Genomic DNA, 15,527 nt, shown 5'->3' on the forward strand with positions numbered 1-15,527 from the left:
GTATCAGGCGGCCATCACCACGCCGCACAGGATTCAGGACCATGCCCCACCCCGCCAACGCCTTCGCCCTTGTTGCCGATATTGGTGGCACGAACACCCGTGTGGCTCTTGCGGACGGGCGGCGCGTTTTGCCTGACACGATCCGGCGCTATCGCAACAGCGATTTTGCCGGGCTGGAAACCGTGCTGCACCAATACGTGGCTGACGAAGGTGGCGTTGACGCCAGGGCGGCCTGTGTTGCGGTGGCGGGGCCAGTGCGTGACGGGCGCGCGACGATGACAAATCTGGACTGGGCGATCGACAAGGACACGCTTGCGCGCGCGACCAAGGCGGAAACGGTCGCGATTTTGAACGATTTGCAGGCGCAGGGCCATGCCCTGGGGCATCTGGACGCGGCCAATATCCGCACGATCATTCCCGGACCCAAGGCCAAGGCGGCGGCGGCCAAACTGGTCATCGGTGTCGGCACCGGTTTCAACGCAGCACCCGTATTCGAGGGCAACGGCGTGCGCCTTGTGCCCCCTTCCGAGTGCGGCCATGCCAACCTGCCGATCCGCACGCCACGCGAACTTGCGCTGTGCGAGTATGTGTCCACGGCGCACGGGTTTCCGGCGGTCGAAGACGTGCTGTCAGGGCGCGGGCTTGAGAGGGTCTATGCATTTCTGGGCGCCGAAGCGAATGACCCGCGCGAGGCCAAGGCGCAAGACATCATGCAAAGCTGTGCCAGCGGCGATGACCCGCGCGCAACCGAGGCCGCGCAGCTGTTCACCCGCATCCTTGGCACGGTCGCGGGGAACCTGTCGCTGATCCAGCTGCCTTTTGGGGGCGTTTACCTTGTGGGCGGTGTGGCGCGGGCCTTTGCGCCTTACTTGCAGGACTTCGGGTTTTCGGATGCGTTTCGCGACAAGGGCCGTTTTGCCGGTTTCATGGGCAATTTCGGTGTGCATGTGATCGAGGATGATTACGCAGCCCTGACCGGATCGGCCTGCCATCTTGTGGCGCTGCAAGGCGCGTAACCGGGCGCGGGCGATGCCACACTGATTTCCAGCGCCGCAATTTGTCAGATAACGCCCCGCGCGATACCGCCTTGCCGGTCCATGCGGGATTGGCGCGCATAGCGGTGGCGCAGCACCCTGATCGCGCCCGCGCACCCTGATCGCACCGGCCGCGATGATCCGGCGCCATTTGTCCGGCCTGCCACTGATTTTTTTGGATTGTTGGCGACCCATTTTCGCGCTCTGCAACTGCGTTCGCGCGCCCCGTGACGCCGCGCGGTGCGCCATCAATGCAACTGTTGCGACACCGTGGTGGTAAGATCACTTAACGAAAACGGCTTTGGCAAGAATACCGAATTGGGAATTTGCGCCTGGTTTTCGCCAAAGGCATCCTCGGCGTAGCCGGATACGAAAACAACCTTGGTATCGGGGCGGGTGGTCAGCGCCTCGCGCACCCATGTGGGGCCATCCTTGCCCGGCATGATCACATCGGTGACGAAAATATCCACCTGCAGATCGGGATCATCCAGCATATGCAGGGCCATTTCGGCGCAGTCAGCCTCGAGCACGGTATAGCCGCGCAAACGCAGGGCGCGGCTGGCAAAGGCGCGCACCGGCGCTTCATCCTCGACCAACAGCACCACACCTTCGGCGCGGGCCTGGGGCGCTTGCGCCTCGATCACGGGGGTTTGCACCGGCACTTCCAGAGGCTTTTCATGGCTTGGGAAATAAAGACTGAAGGTCGTGCCAACGCCAGCCTCGCTATCGGCAAAGATAAACCCGCCGGTCTGTTTGACGATCCCGTAGGCGGTCGACAGACCAAGGCCCGTCCCCTCGCCCGTGCGTTTGGTCGTATAGAACGGCTCGAAAATCTTGGGCAGGGTTTCGGGTGGAATTCCCGTGCCCGCATCAATCACCCGCACCACAACATAGCTGCCCGGCGGCACCGTGGCACGATCCCGTGACAGCGGCATGTCCAGAACTGCGTTTTCGGTTTCAACACGGATTTCACCGCCCTGCGGCAAGGCATCACGGGCGTTGACCACAAGGTTCATCAGCACCTGTTCAAGCTGGCGTTTGTCGGCACGGATCGGCAACAGGCTTGGGTCGTGATCCAGGGTCAGGCGCACCTTTTCACCCACAAGCCGGTTCAGCAGATGGGTCATTTCCGACAGCGTATCGCGCAGATCCAACACTTCGGGGCGCAGGTTCTGTTTGCGCGAGAACGCCAGCAACTGCCCCACAAGTGACGCGGCGCGGTTCGCGTTCTGATGGATCTGCACCAGATCGCTGTAATCCTGATCACCTTGATCATGGCGCAGCAACAGCAGGTCGCAATGCCCGGAAATCGCTGTCAGGAGGTTGTTGAAATCATGGGCGACACCCCCCGCCAATTGGCCGATCGCCTGCATTTTCTGGCTTTGGACGAACTGCTTTTCCAGGGTCTTGAGTTCGGTCACATCGTTAAGCACGGCGATCAGATGCGTGTCATCGCTTTCGCCTGCGGGGTTCAGCGAGACCTGCACGAATGTGTCCTGATGCGCGCCGGTGCCGCGCAGGAACTGCGGGGTCAGGCTTCCGCGTCCTTCGGCGGCTTCCTGAAGCCAGTCGATAATCGGACGCCCCAGCCCTTCAAGCAGGTCGGACAGGCGGGTCTGCGCCGTGATCGGGGATTGCAGCAACACCCGCGCCTCGCGGTTGGACGCGATCACCTCGCCAGATGCGGCGACCTTGAGAAGCGGAACCGGCAGTTCTTCGATCGCGTCCCAGGCATTGCCCACAAGGGCCGGCATCAGGGTTTCTTCGGTCGACCCGCCGCCGGGCAGAAGATAGATTTCGCGCCGTCCACCGCTGCCGCTCACCTCGGCTACAAGGCTTTCGATCGGACCATCGGCCGCATCAACGCGGTGCACCTGCCCCGACACCAAAGGCAGCTGCGGAAATATCTTGTCAAGCGATTTGGCCCGCCCGCCCAAAAGCCTGCGAAACGCCTCGTTCATGAACAGGATCGTGCCGGACGGTCCGGCCGTCAGCATCGGCAGGCTAAGGGAATCGGCGGCACGCCCGCCCCCCGCCTTGTCAGTCAGATCCTCAAGCCGCCAAAGATAGGCGGCGTCGTCAATCTGATGCACGGACAGGCGCACGTGGCCACGCCGCGTGACGATATCTTCGCGCGCGCTGCCAAGGGCATGTGCCTTGCTTTGCAAGCGAAACAGGACAGCACCCGGATTGGCAAACAGATCGCCAAACGCGAACCCAAGGGTATCCACCGCATGGGCGCGAAACCGTTCAGCGGCGGCGGGGTTGCGATAGCTGATTTCGCCGTCACTGTCGGTAACAAAACTGGGGGTTGTGTCATTTTCGACAAAACCGGATACGGTTTTTACCATCATGCTTTGGCGCGATTTACGACGCAGACCCTTCAGCGCAAACACAGCCGCCAAAGCAATCAGCGTTGCGCCGCAAACCTGCGCGCCCAGCCCGATCATGGGATCAGGCACAAGATAGGCCGCACCGACAAAGCCCATGCCAACCAGCGCAAGCACGCCGACACGCCAGGGCCCGATGCCCAGACTGCGTCGCGGTTTCTGATCAACCGTCAAAGTGGTGTCTGTTTGCGTCACGTCGTCCCGCCTCGAATCGCGTCGCCCTCATCACACTCCAGAAGTGTTAAGCGGCGCTTAAGATGCGACAAGACTATGGAAAACAATGCGATATGCAACCATTGGTTGCGAATTACCTACGGGTCAACACCGCAAGGTAGAAACCATCCTGTTCGGCACTCGGCAAGAGCTGCATTTCATCAACGACCTGCCAACCTGGCGTGCGCGCCAAAAAACTGTCGATCCGCGCGCGATTTTCAAGCGTGAGAAACGAACAGGTCGCGTAGATCAACTGCCCCTCTGGCGCGACCAGTCCGGCCGCCTGATCAAGCACGTCATCCTGCATGGTGTTCAAGGCTGCCAACCGGTCAGGCGTCAGCCGCCATTTTGCTTCGGGCGCACGCCGCCAGGTTCCGCTGCCAGAACAAGGGCTATCACAAAACACCATGTTAAACGGGCTGTTACGCGTCAAAGCTAATGTTTCAAGACAGGAAATATTAACGCCCGCACGCGCCGCGCGCACGGGAATGTCGGCCATCCGTTTTGGTTCGATATCATGGGCAAAGACCTGCGCGCCGCGATCCGCCATGGCCAGCGCCTTGCCACCGCCACCAGCGCAATAATCCAGCACCCGCATGTCGGACGTGATCGCGCAGCGCGCAACGGCCTGTTGCGAGGCACTGTCCTGCAGGTCAATCAACCCGTCAAGAAAGGGTGTCGAAAGCGCAACGCGTCGTTCGTTTTCAAGCACTTGCAATCCGGTCTTCACGTTGTTTAACGGCTGCGTCGCGATCCCTTCTTCGGCCAGTAGCCGGGCAACATGATCGCGGGGCGCGCGTGACAGGTTCACACGCAGATGCACCGCCGCGCGGTGGCGCAACAAGGCGCAAACCGTTTCAGCCTGATCACCAAGGTCTGCCACGATCTGGTCCATCAACCAATCGGGCATGTCGCCGCGCACCGCCAAGGGGGCCGCATCCAGCGGTTGACCGGCGTGATCGTCCGGGCCAAGGAGTGGCGGCGCATGGCCCTCACCGGTAAAAATGGTTGCAGGGTCGATACTTGCGGCGCGCAACGCACCCAACATGATCGCCCGCCCGCTATCACCGCCGCCCAGCCACGCAAAGGACCGCCAGCACCTGAGCGCACCAAAAACATGGTCGCGCACCGCCGCGCGATCCTTGGAACCGGCAAAGCGACTGCCGCGCGCCCATGTGGTCAGCGCGCGTTCGGCCGCGTCGCCGGAAATGACCTGATCAAGGATTTCAATCGCCGCAGAGACACGGGCAGCAGGTGTCATGACATGACCTGAACTTTGCCACGTAACATACTGAAACCCCTACCCGATCCGGTAGTTCGGTGACTCGCGCGTAATCTGCACGTCATGCACGTGGCTTTCTTTCAGACCCGCGCCGGTGATCTTGACGAATTTGCAGTCCTTGCGCATGGATTCGACCGTGGCACAGCCCGTATAGCCCATCGCCGCACGCAAACCGCCGACCAACTGGTGCACCACGGCGCCCGCCGATCCCTTGTATGGCACTTGCCCTTCGATCCCTTCCGGCACCAGTTTGTCGCTGGCCGCGTCTTTCTGGAAATACCGGTCAGCCGAGCCGCGCGCCATGGCACCAAGGCTGCCCATGCCACGATAAGACTTAAAGCTACGCCCTTGATAAAGAATAACTTCTCCGGGGGATTCATCGGTGCCGGCGATCATCGACCCGACCATCGCACAGGATGCGCCCGCCGCGATCGCCTTGGCGAAATCGCCCGAAAACTTGATACCGCCGTCAGCAATGACCGGCACATCGCCCGCCGCTGCCGCACAATCCATGATCGCCGTCAGCTGTGGCACGCCGACGCCCGCGACCATGCGCGTGGTGCAGATTGATCCGGGGCCAATCCCGACCTTGACCGCATCCGCGCCCGCGTCAATGAGAGCCTTGGTCGCGTCACCCGTGGCCACGTTTCCGGCGATGATCTGCACGTTGTTCGACAACGCCTTTACCCGTGCGACAGCCGCCAGGACCCCTTCGGAATGGCCATGCGCAGTGTCGACCACAACGATGTCAACGCCCGCGTCGATCAACGCTTCGCTGCGCTCGAACCCTGAATCACCCACAGAGGTCGCCGCCGCCACGCGCAAGCGGCCCAACGCATCCTTGCAAGCGGTCGGGTTCAGCACGGCCTGTTCGGTGTCTTTGAGGGTCAAAAGCCCCGTCAACACGCCCTTTTCATCGGTAATCAGCAGCTTTTCGATGCGTTTCGCCTTCATCAGGGAAATCGCTTCTTCGCGGTCGGCAGGTTCGCGCAGCACGGCCAGATCACTGCTGGTCATCATCGTCGACACGGGCTGGTCATCGGATGTGGCAAAGCGCATGTCGCGGTTGGTGACGATGCCCATGACGCGGCCCTTGTCATCGACCACGGGAAAGCCGGTAAAGTTATAACGTTCGACCAGCGCGCGCGCCTCGGCCAATGTCTGATCTGGGCGCAGGGTGACGGGGTTGTAAACAATCCCGGATTCAAACCGTTTGACGCGGCGGACCTCGCGGGCCTGTTCTTCGATGTTCAGGTTCTTGTGCACCACGCCGATGCCACCGGCCTGCGCCATGGCAATCGCCATGCGCGCCTCGGTCACGGTGTCCATGGCGGAACTGAGCAGCGGGATATTCATCGCAATGTCGCGCGTCACGCGGGTGCGCGTATCGGCGGTGCTGGGCAAAACGGCGGACGCGCCGGGCACAAGCAAAACATCATCAAAGGTGAGGGCCTCGCGAATCTCCATATCAGTGCTCCTATGGATGGCTTTGGCACGTGCCTATCGCACGGTTCCCCCCTGAACGAAAGGGCAATGCCGCGATAAGGCGACGAAATGACGGGATCGCCCTTTCCCCTGACGGTCGATGCACTATCGTGGGTCTGACACCTGCAAAAGGGCCAACAGGCATGACCAACGATCCCCTTGTTATCTTTACACCTTCGGGCAAGCGCGGGCATTTCCCCGTGGGCACCCCGATCCTGACGGCGGCGCGCCAGTTGGGTGTGGACCTTGACAGCGTCTGCGGCGGGCGCGGGATTTGCAGCAAATGCCAGATTACCCCGTCTTACGGCGAATTTTCCAAACACGGCGTCACCGTCCATGACAACGCCCTGTCGGAATGGAATGCGGTCGAAGCCCGCTATGACGAAAAGCGCGGGCTGAAAAAGGGCCGCCGTCTGGGCTGTCAGGCTTCGGTGCAGGGCGATGTGGTGATTGACGTGCCCCCCGAAAGCCAGGTCCACAAACAGGTCGTGCGCAAGCGGGCCGAGGCCCGCGATATCATCCTCGACCCCACGGTCAGCCTTTATTATGTGGTCGTGAACGAACCCGACATGCACGACCCCAGCGGCGATCTGGAACGCCTTGCCATGGCGCTCAAGGATCAGTGGGACATTGATGATGTCACGGCTGATCTGCACATTCTGGGCGTGATGCAACCGATCCTGCGCAAGGGCGAATGGAAGGTCACGGTCGCCCTGCATCAGGGCCGGACCGGCGATCCGCCGCGCATCATGCATCTTTGGCCCGGATTCTACGAAGGTTCGGTTTACGGGCTGGCTGTCGATCTGGGCTCGACCACGATCGCGGCGCATCTGTGCGATCTGCGCTCGGGCGAGGTGATTGCATCGTCGGGCATCATGAACCCGCAAATCCGCTTTGGCGAAGATCTGATGAGCAGGGTCAGCTATTCCATGATGAATGCCACAGGTGCCGCCGAAATGACGGACGCGGTGCGCGCGGGCATGAACGCCTTGTTTGACCAGATCGCCGCCGAGGGCGCGATTGACAAGACCCTGATCATGGACGCGGTGTTTGTTTGCAATCCGGTCATGCATCATCTGTTCCTTGGGATTGATCCGTTTGAATTGGGTCAGGCGCCCTTTGCATTGGCCACATCAGACGCGATCCGCCTCAATGCCCGCGATCTGGGTCTTGATATCCACCCCGCCGCGCGCGCCTACCTGTTACCCTGCATCGCGGGCCATGTGGGGGCCGACGCGGCGGCTGTTGCCCTAAGCGAGGCACCCGACAAATCCGACGATCTGGTGCTTGTTGTCGATGTTGGCACCAACGCCGAAATCCTGCTGGGCAACCGCGAAAAGGTGCTGGCCTGTTCTTCGCCCACCGGCCCTGCGTTCGAGGGCGCACAGATCAGCAGTGGCCAGCGCGCCGCACCCGGTGCGATTGAACGCTGCGAGATTGATCCCGTCACAAAGGAACCCCGCTTCAAGGTGATCGGCAGTGATCTGTGGTCCACCGAGGACGGGTTTAGCGATGCCATCGCCACCACCGGTGTCACCGGCATTTGCGGGTCCGGCATTATCGAAATTGTCGCGGAAATGCGCATGGCGGGGCTGCTGGATGCGCCCGGCCTGATCGGTTCACCCGAACAGACCGGCAGCGACCGCATTTTTGTTGATGGGCGCACCCATTCCTATCTGATCCATGACGGCAGCGCCGATGGCGGCCCCAAGATCACCGTCACCAACCGCGATATCCGCGAAATCCAGATGGCCAAGGCCGCGCTTTATTCCGGCGCGCGCCTTTTGATGGATAAGTTCGGCGTCGACAAGGTGGACCGGATCGTGCTTGCAGGCGCATTCGGCGCACATATCAGCACGAAACACGCGATGGTGCTGGGCATGATCCCCGACGCGCCTTTGGACAAGGTCACGTCCGCTGGCAACGCCGCAGGCACCGGCGCGCGCATCGCCCTGCTGAACCGCGCCGCACGGACCGAGATCGAAGGCACCGTGCGCGACATCCACAAGATCGAAACCGCGATCGAGCCGCGTTTCCAAGAGCATTTCGTGAACGCCAGCGCGATCCCCAATGCCGTGGAGCCCTTCCCGATCCTCAATTCCATCGTGACGCTTCCGACCACCACCTTTAACACGGGCGGTGGTGGCGAAGGCGGGCGGCGCAGGCGGCGCTGATGGGGTTTGATGCGCAACCGACCTTGACGGGTGACACGCTAACCTTGCGCCCCCTGACGGGTGATGATCATGACGGGCTGTATCGGGCTGCGTCTGCCCCCGAAACTTGGGCCGGCCACCCTGCCCGCGACCGCTACAAACCAGATGTGTTCCGCCCCTATTTCGAGCTGCTGCTGGCCAGCCGCGCGACGTTGGCGGTGATCGACACCGCCACAGGCGAGATCATCGGTTGTTCGCGCTATTACAGCGCCCCCGACAGGCCCGGCACGATTTCCATCGGCTTTACCTTCCTTGATCATCGCTACTGGGGTGGTGCTGTAAATCGCGCGATGAAGGGGCTGATGCTGGCCCATGCCTTTGCCGATTTCGACGCGGTCTGGTTCCACATCGACCCGACCAACATCCGCTCGCAAAAGGCGACGATGAAACTGGGCGCGCGCCATGCCTATGACGCGGAACTGGCGCTGGGGCCAGTGCCTGCGCCGTGGAAGGTATACCGGTTGGATCGCGGGGATTGGACACCATGAAGCTGACCAAACCAAACCACCCGCGCCCCGATGATGCCGACACGCGCAAGGCCGTGCAGCCCGTCATCTGCTATCCGCCCGAAACCCTGCCCGCGCCGGACCTGACCGCGCTGAAAGCCCTGCGCGCAACCGCAACCAAATCAGCCGAGATCACCGTGCCGCCCCGCGATGCGGCGTGTATCGATGTGCCTGCGGGCTGTTTCTTTCGGATCGTTTCAACGCAAGGTGCACAGGTGGGTGATCTGAACCTTTGGAACAGCGCCGATCTGTCGGAACGGTTTTATTCCGGCAAGACCCGCGCGCTGCATGGCACGCATCTGTCAACGGGGGATCGGATGTGGTCATCCTTTCCCACGTTGCGGCCCATGGCGACGATCACAGACGACACGCTGGATTGGTATGGATTCGACGCATTCGGCGGGTCCGTCCATGATGTGATCGGCACGCGCTGTGATCCTTACACGGGGGCGCTGTTGTCTGGCACACAGTATCACCATTGCTGCCATTCCAACCTCACACGCGCGCTGGCAGCGCACCTTGATCTGCCCCTGCACGCGGCCGAAACGCATGTGCACGATGTGCTGAATGTTTTCATGTGCACCGGCTTCACCCGCGACACAGGCCAGTATTTCATGAAGGCCAGCCCCGTGCGGCCCGGTGATTATCTTGAGTTTCTGGCCGAGATTGACCTGACCGTGGGGTTGTCCGCCTGTCCGGGCGGGGATTGTTCGGCCGAACACACATCCGATGTGGCGGCCTGTTATCCGCTGTTGATCGAAGTTTATGACCCCGGTGAAACCGCGCGCGCAGCACATCAGCGCCCCGCGCCGAATGCTTACGACCGCACGCACGGGAGCCATTGACGCCCCCCGCGCCCGCGTTTATCTGACCCACAGGCGCGCGGGTATGGTGAAAAGGTATCACGAAAGCTTCCCAAGCTTCAGTTACGGGTTCGATTCCCGTTACCCGCTCCAGCACGATCCGATGCCGAGATTGGACAACCGATGCCCCCTTTTCTGACCCCGTTGCACACCGATGCCCTGCGCGATGCAGGTATTCCCGCGCCCTGGACATTCGGCATGGCGGATCGTGTACGCTTTGGCGAACTGGACGCGCTGAACCACGTCAACAACGTGGTTTATCTGCGCTGGTATGAAACCCTGCGGGTGATCTATCTCGAACAATACGGGCTCTATGACCTGGCCGGGCCGGACCCGAAATTTGTCGTGAAAACAGTTGGCCTTGATTACCGCGCCGAGGTGATGCGGGGTGCACCCTATATCAACGTGGCGCGCACCGTGGCGATGCGCAACACCAGCTTTTCCATGGAATACGCGACCTTTGTGAACGGGCAAATCACCACCACGGGCACCGCCTTGGTGGTGCTGTTGAACGCTGACAATTCCAAGCGCGCCCTGTCAGATGCCCTGCGACAGGTCTTTCTTGATCGGGATGGCGCGGTGCAAATGTAACGTGGGTTTCAACCCACCTTACACCCCGTTGTTGCGCAAGAATCCGACCAATGCCGCCGTCGATCCGTCTTTCCCGTCCGCACTTTGTGTGCCCTCGACCACGGGCTGCAAGGCCGTCGCCAGTTCCTTGCCCAGTTCCACGCCCCACTGGTCATAGGAATTGATGCCCAGCACAACCCCTTCGACAAACACGCGGTGTTCATAAAGCGCGATGATCTGGCCCAGCGTGAACGGGTCAAGCTGCGGATAGGCCAGTGTGGTGGACGGGCGATTGCCCGGAAAGACGCGGTGGCGGGCCTGACGTTCCAGCTCGTCGCCTGCGAATTTGTCAGCCACTTTGGCGCGCGCCGTATCCAGATCGCGACCCTTCATCAGCGCCTCGGATTGGGCCAGACAGTTGGCGACCAGCAACTGATGCTGGTGGTGCAGATCGTCCTCGTGACCGCGTGCCGCGACCAGAAATTCGCAAGGGATCACGCGGGTGCCTTGGTGGATCAATTGGTAAAAGGCGTGCTGGCCGTTTGTGCCCGGCTCGCCCCAAACCACGGGGCCGGACTGCACGGTCAGATCGGCGCCATCCATGCTGACGCCCTTGCCGTTGCTTTCCATTTCAAGCTGCTGAAGATAGGCCGGCAGGCGCGCAAGATTGTTATCATAGGGCAGCACGGCGCGGGTCGCGTGGCCACAAACCTGATTATGCCAGATGCCCACAAGTGCAAGCAGCGCGGGCATGTTTTCCGACCAATCGGCCGCGCGGAAGTGGGTGTCCATCGCTTGCGCGCCGCGCAGGAAAGCGCGGAACGCATCCGGCCCGATCGCCATCATCAGCGACAGCCCGATCGGCCCCCACATGGAATAGCGCCCGCCAACCCAATCCTCGAACCCGAACACGCGGGACGGATCAATGCCAAAGGCCATCGTCTTTTCATCGGATGTGGACAGGGCGGCAAACTGCGCGGCGGGATTTTCGACGGTTTCACCCATCCACGCCTTGGCGGTCTGGGCGTTGGTCATGGTTTCGATGGTGGTAAAGGTCTTGGACGCGACGATCACAAGCGTCGTCGCCGGATCACAGCCGCGCAGCACCTGCGCGATATCGGCCGGATCGACGTTGGACACGAAATGGCAGCGCGGCCCGTCATGGTAAGGGGCCAGCGCACGCACGGCCATCGCAGGGCCAAGGTCGGACCCGCCGATGCCGATATTGACCACATCGGTGATCTGGCCGCCCTGCCCTGTGAAGGCACCGCTGCGCACGTCACGGGCAAAGCTGCCCATCCGGTCCAGCGTGGCCAGCACGCCCTCCATCACATTGGCCCCGTCCACCATGACCGGCCCGCCATCCAGATTGCGCAGGGCCGTGTGCAACACCGCGCGCCCTTCGGTTTCATTGATCGGCGCACCGGAGAACATCGCGTCCCGCTTGGCCGCGACACCGGCCTGATCCAGCAGATCAATCAACAGCTTGCGCGCTGTTTCGTCGATATTGGTCTTGGCGTAATCCAGCACCATATCGCCCGCCTGCACGGTGAAATCAGCGGCGCGTGCAGCATCCACCAGCGTTTCAAACCGACGATCCTTGATCGCACCGTGATGCGCGCGCAAAGCAATCCACATAAGTCTTACCCTTCTGCCCAATGCACCGTTGCGCCGCGCAATACAGCAGCGACAGGTGCGTCTTGGGGTGTCAATTCGCGTGCGCGCTCAAGCGCTTCGCGTTTTTCGCGGCCAATGATGACGATATGGCGCTTCATCGCGCCTTTTAGCACCTTGGCCGACAGTGTGATGCGGGGTTCAGGTGCGCCCGGTGCACGCATGGCCACCAACAGATCGTCCCCGTGCAAGGCCTGATCCAACCGATCCGCCCCCGGAAAGATAGAGGCCGTGTGCATATCCGCCCCCATCCCCAGCAACACGACGGACAGGGGCAGGTTTTCAGCCACGGTGACCTGCAATTCATCCAGCTTGTCCTCGGGGTTGGGCGCATCTGCATAAAGCGGCACATAGGTCGCCGCCGCTGCCCGATCCACCAACAGGCGCTGGCGCAAAAGCCGCGTGTTGGAACGGTCCGAGCTTTCAGGCACCCAGCGTTCATCGGTCAGCATCACGCGCACACGCGCCCAATCCAGATTGGTGGCGCACAGACTATCAAAGATCGGCCCCGGCGTGGTGCCGCCGGGCACGGCCAGTGCGGCGGTATCATCGTGCAGCAAAGCCGCTTTCAACTCGCCCGCAATGATGTTGGCCAAATCCATCATCATCATTTCCGCGTCGGCATATTCTTTCAGGTCCATGGTGGTTCCTTTTCGGATCAGTAACGTGGGTCTGGACCCACCTTACCTGATTTCACGCCATTTGCGCCCGTCACGATGCATCAGCATCATCGCATCTTCGGGGCCGGCCGACCCGGTATCGTAATGCTTGGGCACGTCGTTGCGCGCCTGCCAGCCCTCAATGATCGGGTCAGTCCAGGCCCAGGCCGCCTCAACCTCGTCACCGCGCATGAACAGCGTCTGGTTGCCACGGATCACGTCCATGATCAGCCGTTCATAGGCATCCGGCACATCCTCGGCATCCGGCCCCAGGGCATCGGCAAATGTCATGTCAAGTGGCACATCAATCAGGCGCATGCCCCCCGGCCCCGGCTCCTTGATCGTCACTTGCAGGTTCATGCCCTCGTTGGGCTGCAATTGAATGGTCAGGATATTGCGGTGGCGCTTTTCATCGCCCTCAAAGATCGAATGCCCCAGATCCTTGAACACAACGACAATTTCCGAGGTGCGCGCCTTGAGCCGCTTGCCGGTGCGCAAATAGAACGGCACACCCGCCCACCGCCAGTTGGCAATATGCGCCTTCATGGCGATAAAGCTTTCCGTGTGGCTGCGTGGATTTTCCGCATCCTCGCGATAGCTGGGAGTCTTGTCGGTCGCGTCATACTGACCACGCACCAGATGGTGCGGGTCAAGCGGTTGCAGGGCGCGGATCACCTTGAGCTTTTCGTCGCGCACCGCGTCCGCATCAAACTGGTGCGGCGCTTCCATCGCGATCAGGCACAGCAGTTGCATCAGGTGGTTCTGCACCATATCGCGCATCGCACCCGATTTGTCATAATACCCGCCACGCCCGCCCACACCGACAGTTTCGGCCACCGTGATCTGGATGTGATCGACGTAGTGATTGTTCCACAGCGGTTCGAACAGCATATTGCCAAAACGCACGGCCATCAGGTTTTGCACGGTCTCCTTGCCCAGATAATGATCAATCCGGTAAATCTGCCCCTCGTCGAAATGCGTGGCCAGCGTGGCGTTCAATTCGCGCGCACTGGCCAGATCGCGGCCAAAGGGCTTTTCCACCACGATCCGGCTGTTGGCATCGGCAATCTTGTGGCTGTGCAGCCGTTCGGCCAAAGCACCAAACAGCGACGGCCCGACCGAAAAATAAAAGGCGCGCACCACACCCTTGCGCATCAGCTTGGCCAGCGGTTTCCAGCCACCCTCGCCCATCGCATCAACGGTGACATACTCCAGCCGCGCGACAAAAGCCTCGATCGCCTTTTTCTGGCGCTTTTCCGCACCGCCGAATTCGGCAATCGCCGCGCGGATCATGTCGCGGTATCCGGCGCTGTCCATGTCCGAACGCGCCGCACCGATCACCCGTGATGTGTCTGGCATCTGCCCCGCCAGAAAGCGGCGGAACAGGCCGGGCAGGATTTTGCGGCGCGCAAGATCGCCGGTGCCGCCAAAGATCACCAGATCAAAGTCGTCCGTTGGAATAACGCGTGAGACCATGTGCCCGCTCCTAATTCGTTAGCGCTAACGCCACCCCAATACGCAGGGGGCGATGGCAGGTCAACTGCGCCCGTGCAGACTTGCCCACCATTGTGACGGTTTCAGACGCTTGCGTGTTCCCCGCCCGCGCACCGATGTGGCCAGACGATACCATAGGCGATCCCGTCAATCACCCGCGTCACGCGTGAACGGGCAGACCGGCACGCAAATGGCGCAATCGGTCTTGATCCTGGCCCAATCGCCCAAGCAGGCCGCGTGATTGGTCGACCATTTCCTGACACCCTTCACGGTCGATGGACAGTCCGATCCCAAAGCGGGCGCACTGCACGGCAGGGTTCTGGGTGAAAATATCGCTCATCTGATCGAAGGGTTCGAAATCTGGCGGTGCGGTCGCGTGCCCCCGGATTTCGGGGGTGCGAGCCCTACGCTTCCAGCTCGGCATCCCAATAGAGAAAATCAACCCAAGAGTTCGTGCAGGTGGTTGGGCGGAAACTTGCGCCCGGTATTGCGCAGCTCTTCGGCCCCCGGGGGGCGCGGCGGTTTGCGCAGGGACATCCCCGACTGGCGCAGGCTTTTGGAGCCTTTGCGCAGATTGCAGCGCGAACAGGCCGCGACCACGTTTTGCCAACTGGTCACACCGCCCGCCGCCCGCGGGATCACATGGTCAAAGGTCAGATCACCCCGCGCACCGCAATACTGGCAACAGAATTCATCCCGCAGAAACAAATTAAAGCGCGTGAAGGCCACGCGCTTTTGAGGTTTCACATAGTCCTTGAGCACCACCACCGAGGGAATCCTGATCACCGTCGAGGGGCTGTGCACGTATTCATCATATTCAGCGACAATATCCACCCGGTCCAGCCAGGCGGCCTTGACGGCTTCCTGCCATGGCCACAGGGACAGCGGGTAATAGGACAGCGGGCGGTAATCGGCGTTCAGAACCAATGCCGGATGCTGTTTCAGCTTGCCCGACGCGCGCACAAAGTCCGTTCTAAAATCGCCATCCATCACGTCTTGCCCGGCTCCCGCGCAGCGGCCCCTCCGCTGCCATGCCTTGACTATATATAGGGCTGACAATCTGGCAAGCCCCAGATGTGCCATGACCGAACCGACATGCGCGGACCCCCGGCTTCTTTTGTTCAAAAATACTCAATCGCGACGC

General features: G+C 61.3%; 12 protein-coding genes, 1 tRNA gene and 1 pseudogene. 6 read left to right on the plus strand and 8 right to left on the minus strand.

Features of this window, described 5'->3' with window-relative positions; genetic code table 11:
• The first annotated feature begins 41 nt into the window (after positions 1 to 41).
• Positions 42 to 1,016 (plus strand): glucokinase, encoded by a 975-nt coding sequence (locus tag SJY21_RS02515; protein WP_377505722.1) that lies wholly within the window; start codon positions 42 to 44, stop codon positions 1,014 to 1,016.
• A 266-nt stretch (positions 1,017 to 1,282) separates the two neighbouring features.
• On the opposite strand, the gene SJY21_RS02520 is transcribed toward SJY21_RS02515, so the two are convergent.
• The 3 genes from SJY21_RS02520 to guaB form a co-directional block, all read right to left on the minus strand.
• A complete protein-coding gene (locus SJY21_RS02520) occupies positions 1,283 to 3,523 on the minus strand; it encodes an ATP-binding protein (protein WP_377513120.1) in 2,241 nt (746 codons plus the stop codon).
• Between the two features lie 208 nt (positions 3,524 to 3,731).
• Positions 3,732 to 4,898, minus strand: coding sequence for an RsmB/NOP family class I SAM-dependent RNA methyltransferase (locus SJY21_RS02525; protein ID WP_377505724.1), 1,167 nt, complete (start codon positions 4,896 to 4,898; stop codon positions 3,732 to 3,734).
• A gap of 39 nt (positions 4,899 to 4,937) precedes the next feature.
• Positions 4,938 to 6,386 (minus strand): IMP dehydrogenase, encoded by a 1,449-nt coding sequence (guaB, locus tag SJY21_RS02530; RefSeq protein ID WP_377505727.1) that lies wholly within the window; start codon positions 6,384 to 6,386, stop codon positions 4,938 to 4,940.
• Positions 6,387 to 6,547: 161 nt separating this feature from the next.
• On the opposite strand from guaB, the gene SJY21_RS02535 reads away from it, so the two are divergent.
• From SJY21_RS02535 to SJY21_RS02555, 5 genes are all read left to right on the plus strand, one after another.
• On the plus strand, positions 6,548 to 8,578 hold the full coding sequence (locus tag SJY21_RS02535; protein ID WP_377505730.1) for an ASKHA domain-containing protein: 2,031 nt from the start codon (positions 6,548 to 6,550) through the stop codon (positions 8,576 to 8,578).
• Positions 8,578 to 9,105 (plus strand): GNAT family N-acetyltransferase, encoded by a 528-nt coding sequence (locus SJY21_RS02540; protein ID WP_377505733.1) that lies wholly within the window; start codon positions 8,578 to 8,580, stop codon positions 9,103 to 9,105. The genes SJY21_RS02535 and SJY21_RS02540 overlap by 1 nt, the downstream gene beginning before the upstream one ends.
• Positions 9,102 to 9,968, plus strand: a complete 867-nt coding sequence (locus tag SJY21_RS02545) for an urea carboxylase-associated family protein (RefSeq protein ID WP_377505736.1) — start codon at positions 9,102 to 9,104, stop codon at positions 9,966 to 9,968. Before SJY21_RS02540 ends, SJY21_RS02545 begins: the two co-directional genes overlap by 4 nt.
• A gap of 37 nt (positions 9,969 to 10,005) precedes the next feature.
• Positions 10,006 to 10,079, plus strand: a tRNA-Gly gene (locus SJY21_RS02550).
• 30 nt (positions 10,080 to 10,109) lie between these two features.
• The gene (locus SJY21_RS02555; RefSeq protein ID WP_377505739.1) at positions 10,110 to 10,577 is read left to right on the plus strand and encodes an acyl-CoA thioesterase; all 468 of its coding nucleotides are present in this window, start codon (positions 10,110 to 10,112) and stop codon (positions 10,575 to 10,577) included.
• Positions 10,578 to 10,595: 18 nt separating this feature from the next.
• Here SJY21_RS02555 and pgi read toward each other — a convergent pair whose 3' ends face one another.
• From pgi to SJY21_RS02580, 5 genes and pseudogenes are all read right to left on the minus strand, one after another.
• Positions 10,596 to 12,194 carry a glucose-6-phosphate isomerase gene (gene pgi, locus SJY21_RS02560; protein WP_377505742.1) on the minus strand — a complete coding sequence of 533 codons (1,599 nt, stop codon included), beginning with the start codon at positions 12,192 to 12,194 and terminating at the stop codon, positions 10,596 to 10,598.
• A gap of 5 nt (positions 12,195 to 12,199) precedes the next feature.
• Positions 12,200 to 12,871: a 6-phosphogluconolactonase gene (gene pgl / locus SJY21_RS02565; RefSeq protein ID WP_377505745.1), complete on the minus strand. Its 672-nt coding sequence runs from the start codon at positions 12,869 to 12,871 to the stop codon at positions 12,200 to 12,202.
• Positions 12,872 to 12,913: 42 nt separating this feature from the next.
• On the minus strand, positions 12,914 to 14,365 hold the full coding sequence (zwf, locus tag SJY21_RS02570) for a glucose-6-phosphate dehydrogenase (protein WP_377505748.1): 1,452 nt from the start codon (positions 14,363 to 14,365) through the stop codon (positions 12,914 to 12,916).
• Positions 14,366 to 14,543: 178 nt separating this feature from the next.
• Positions 14,544 to 14,723, minus strand: coding sequence for a hypothetical protein (locus tag SJY21_RS02575; RefSeq protein ID WP_377505751.1), 180 nt, complete (start codon positions 14,721 to 14,723; stop codon positions 14,544 to 14,546).
• A 64-nt stretch (positions 14,724 to 14,787) separates the two neighbouring features.
• Positions 14,788 to 15,373: pseudogene (locus tag SJY21_RS02580) on the minus strand (HNH endonuclease).
• Between the last annotated feature and the right edge of the window lie 154 nt (positions 15,374 to 15,527).

This window comes from Octadecabacter sp. R77987, from assembly GCF_042466115.1.
GTDB lineage: Bacteria > Pseudomonadota > Alphaproteobacteria > Rhodobacterales > Rhodobacteraceae > SW4.

Coding starts and splice junctions, on each gene's coding strand:
- SJY21_RS02575 (WP_377505751.1), bottom strand. CDS start 14,723: ATGAGCGATATTTTCACCCAGAACCCTGCCGTGCAGTGCGCCCGCTTT.
- SJY21_RS02545 (WP_377505736.1), top strand. CDS start 9,102: ATGAAGCTGACCAAACCAAACCACCCGCGCCCCGATGATGCCGACACG.
- SJY21_RS02515 (WP_377505722.1), top strand. CDS start 42: ATGCCCCACCCCGCCAACGCCTTCGCCCTTGTTGCCGATATTGGTGGC.
- SJY21_RS02520 (WP_377513120.1), bottom strand. CDS start 3,523: ATGGGCTTTGTCGGTGCGGCCTATCTTGTGCCTGATCCCATGATCGGG.
- guaB (WP_377505727.1), bottom strand. CDS start 6,386: ATGGAGATTCGCGAGGCCCTCACCTTTGATGATGTTTTGCTTGTGCCC.
- pgl (WP_377505745.1), bottom strand. CDS start 12,871: ATGGACCTGAAAGAATATGCCGACGCGGAAATGATGATGATGGATTTG.
- zwf (WP_377505748.1), bottom strand. CDS start 14,365: ATGGTCTCACGCGTTATTCCAACGGACGACTTTGATCTGGTGATCTTT.
- SJY21_RS02540 (WP_377505733.1), top strand. CDS start 8,578: ATGGGGTTTGATGCGCAACCGACCTTGACGGGTGACACGCTAACCTTG.
- pgi (WP_377505742.1), bottom strand. CDS start 12,194: ATGTGGATTGCTTTGCGCGCGCATCACGGTGCGATCAAGGATCGTCGG.
- SJY21_RS02555 (WP_377505739.1), top strand. CDS start 10,110: ATGCCCCCTTTTCTGACCCCGTTGCACACCGATGCCCTGCGCGATGCA.
- SJY21_RS02525 (WP_377505724.1), bottom strand. CDS start 4,898: ATGACACCTGCTGCCCGTGTCTCTGCGGCGATTGAAATCCTTGATCAG.
- SJY21_RS02535 (WP_377505730.1), top strand. CDS start 6,548: ATGACCAACGATCCCCTTGTTATCTTTACACCTTCGGGCAAGCGCGGG.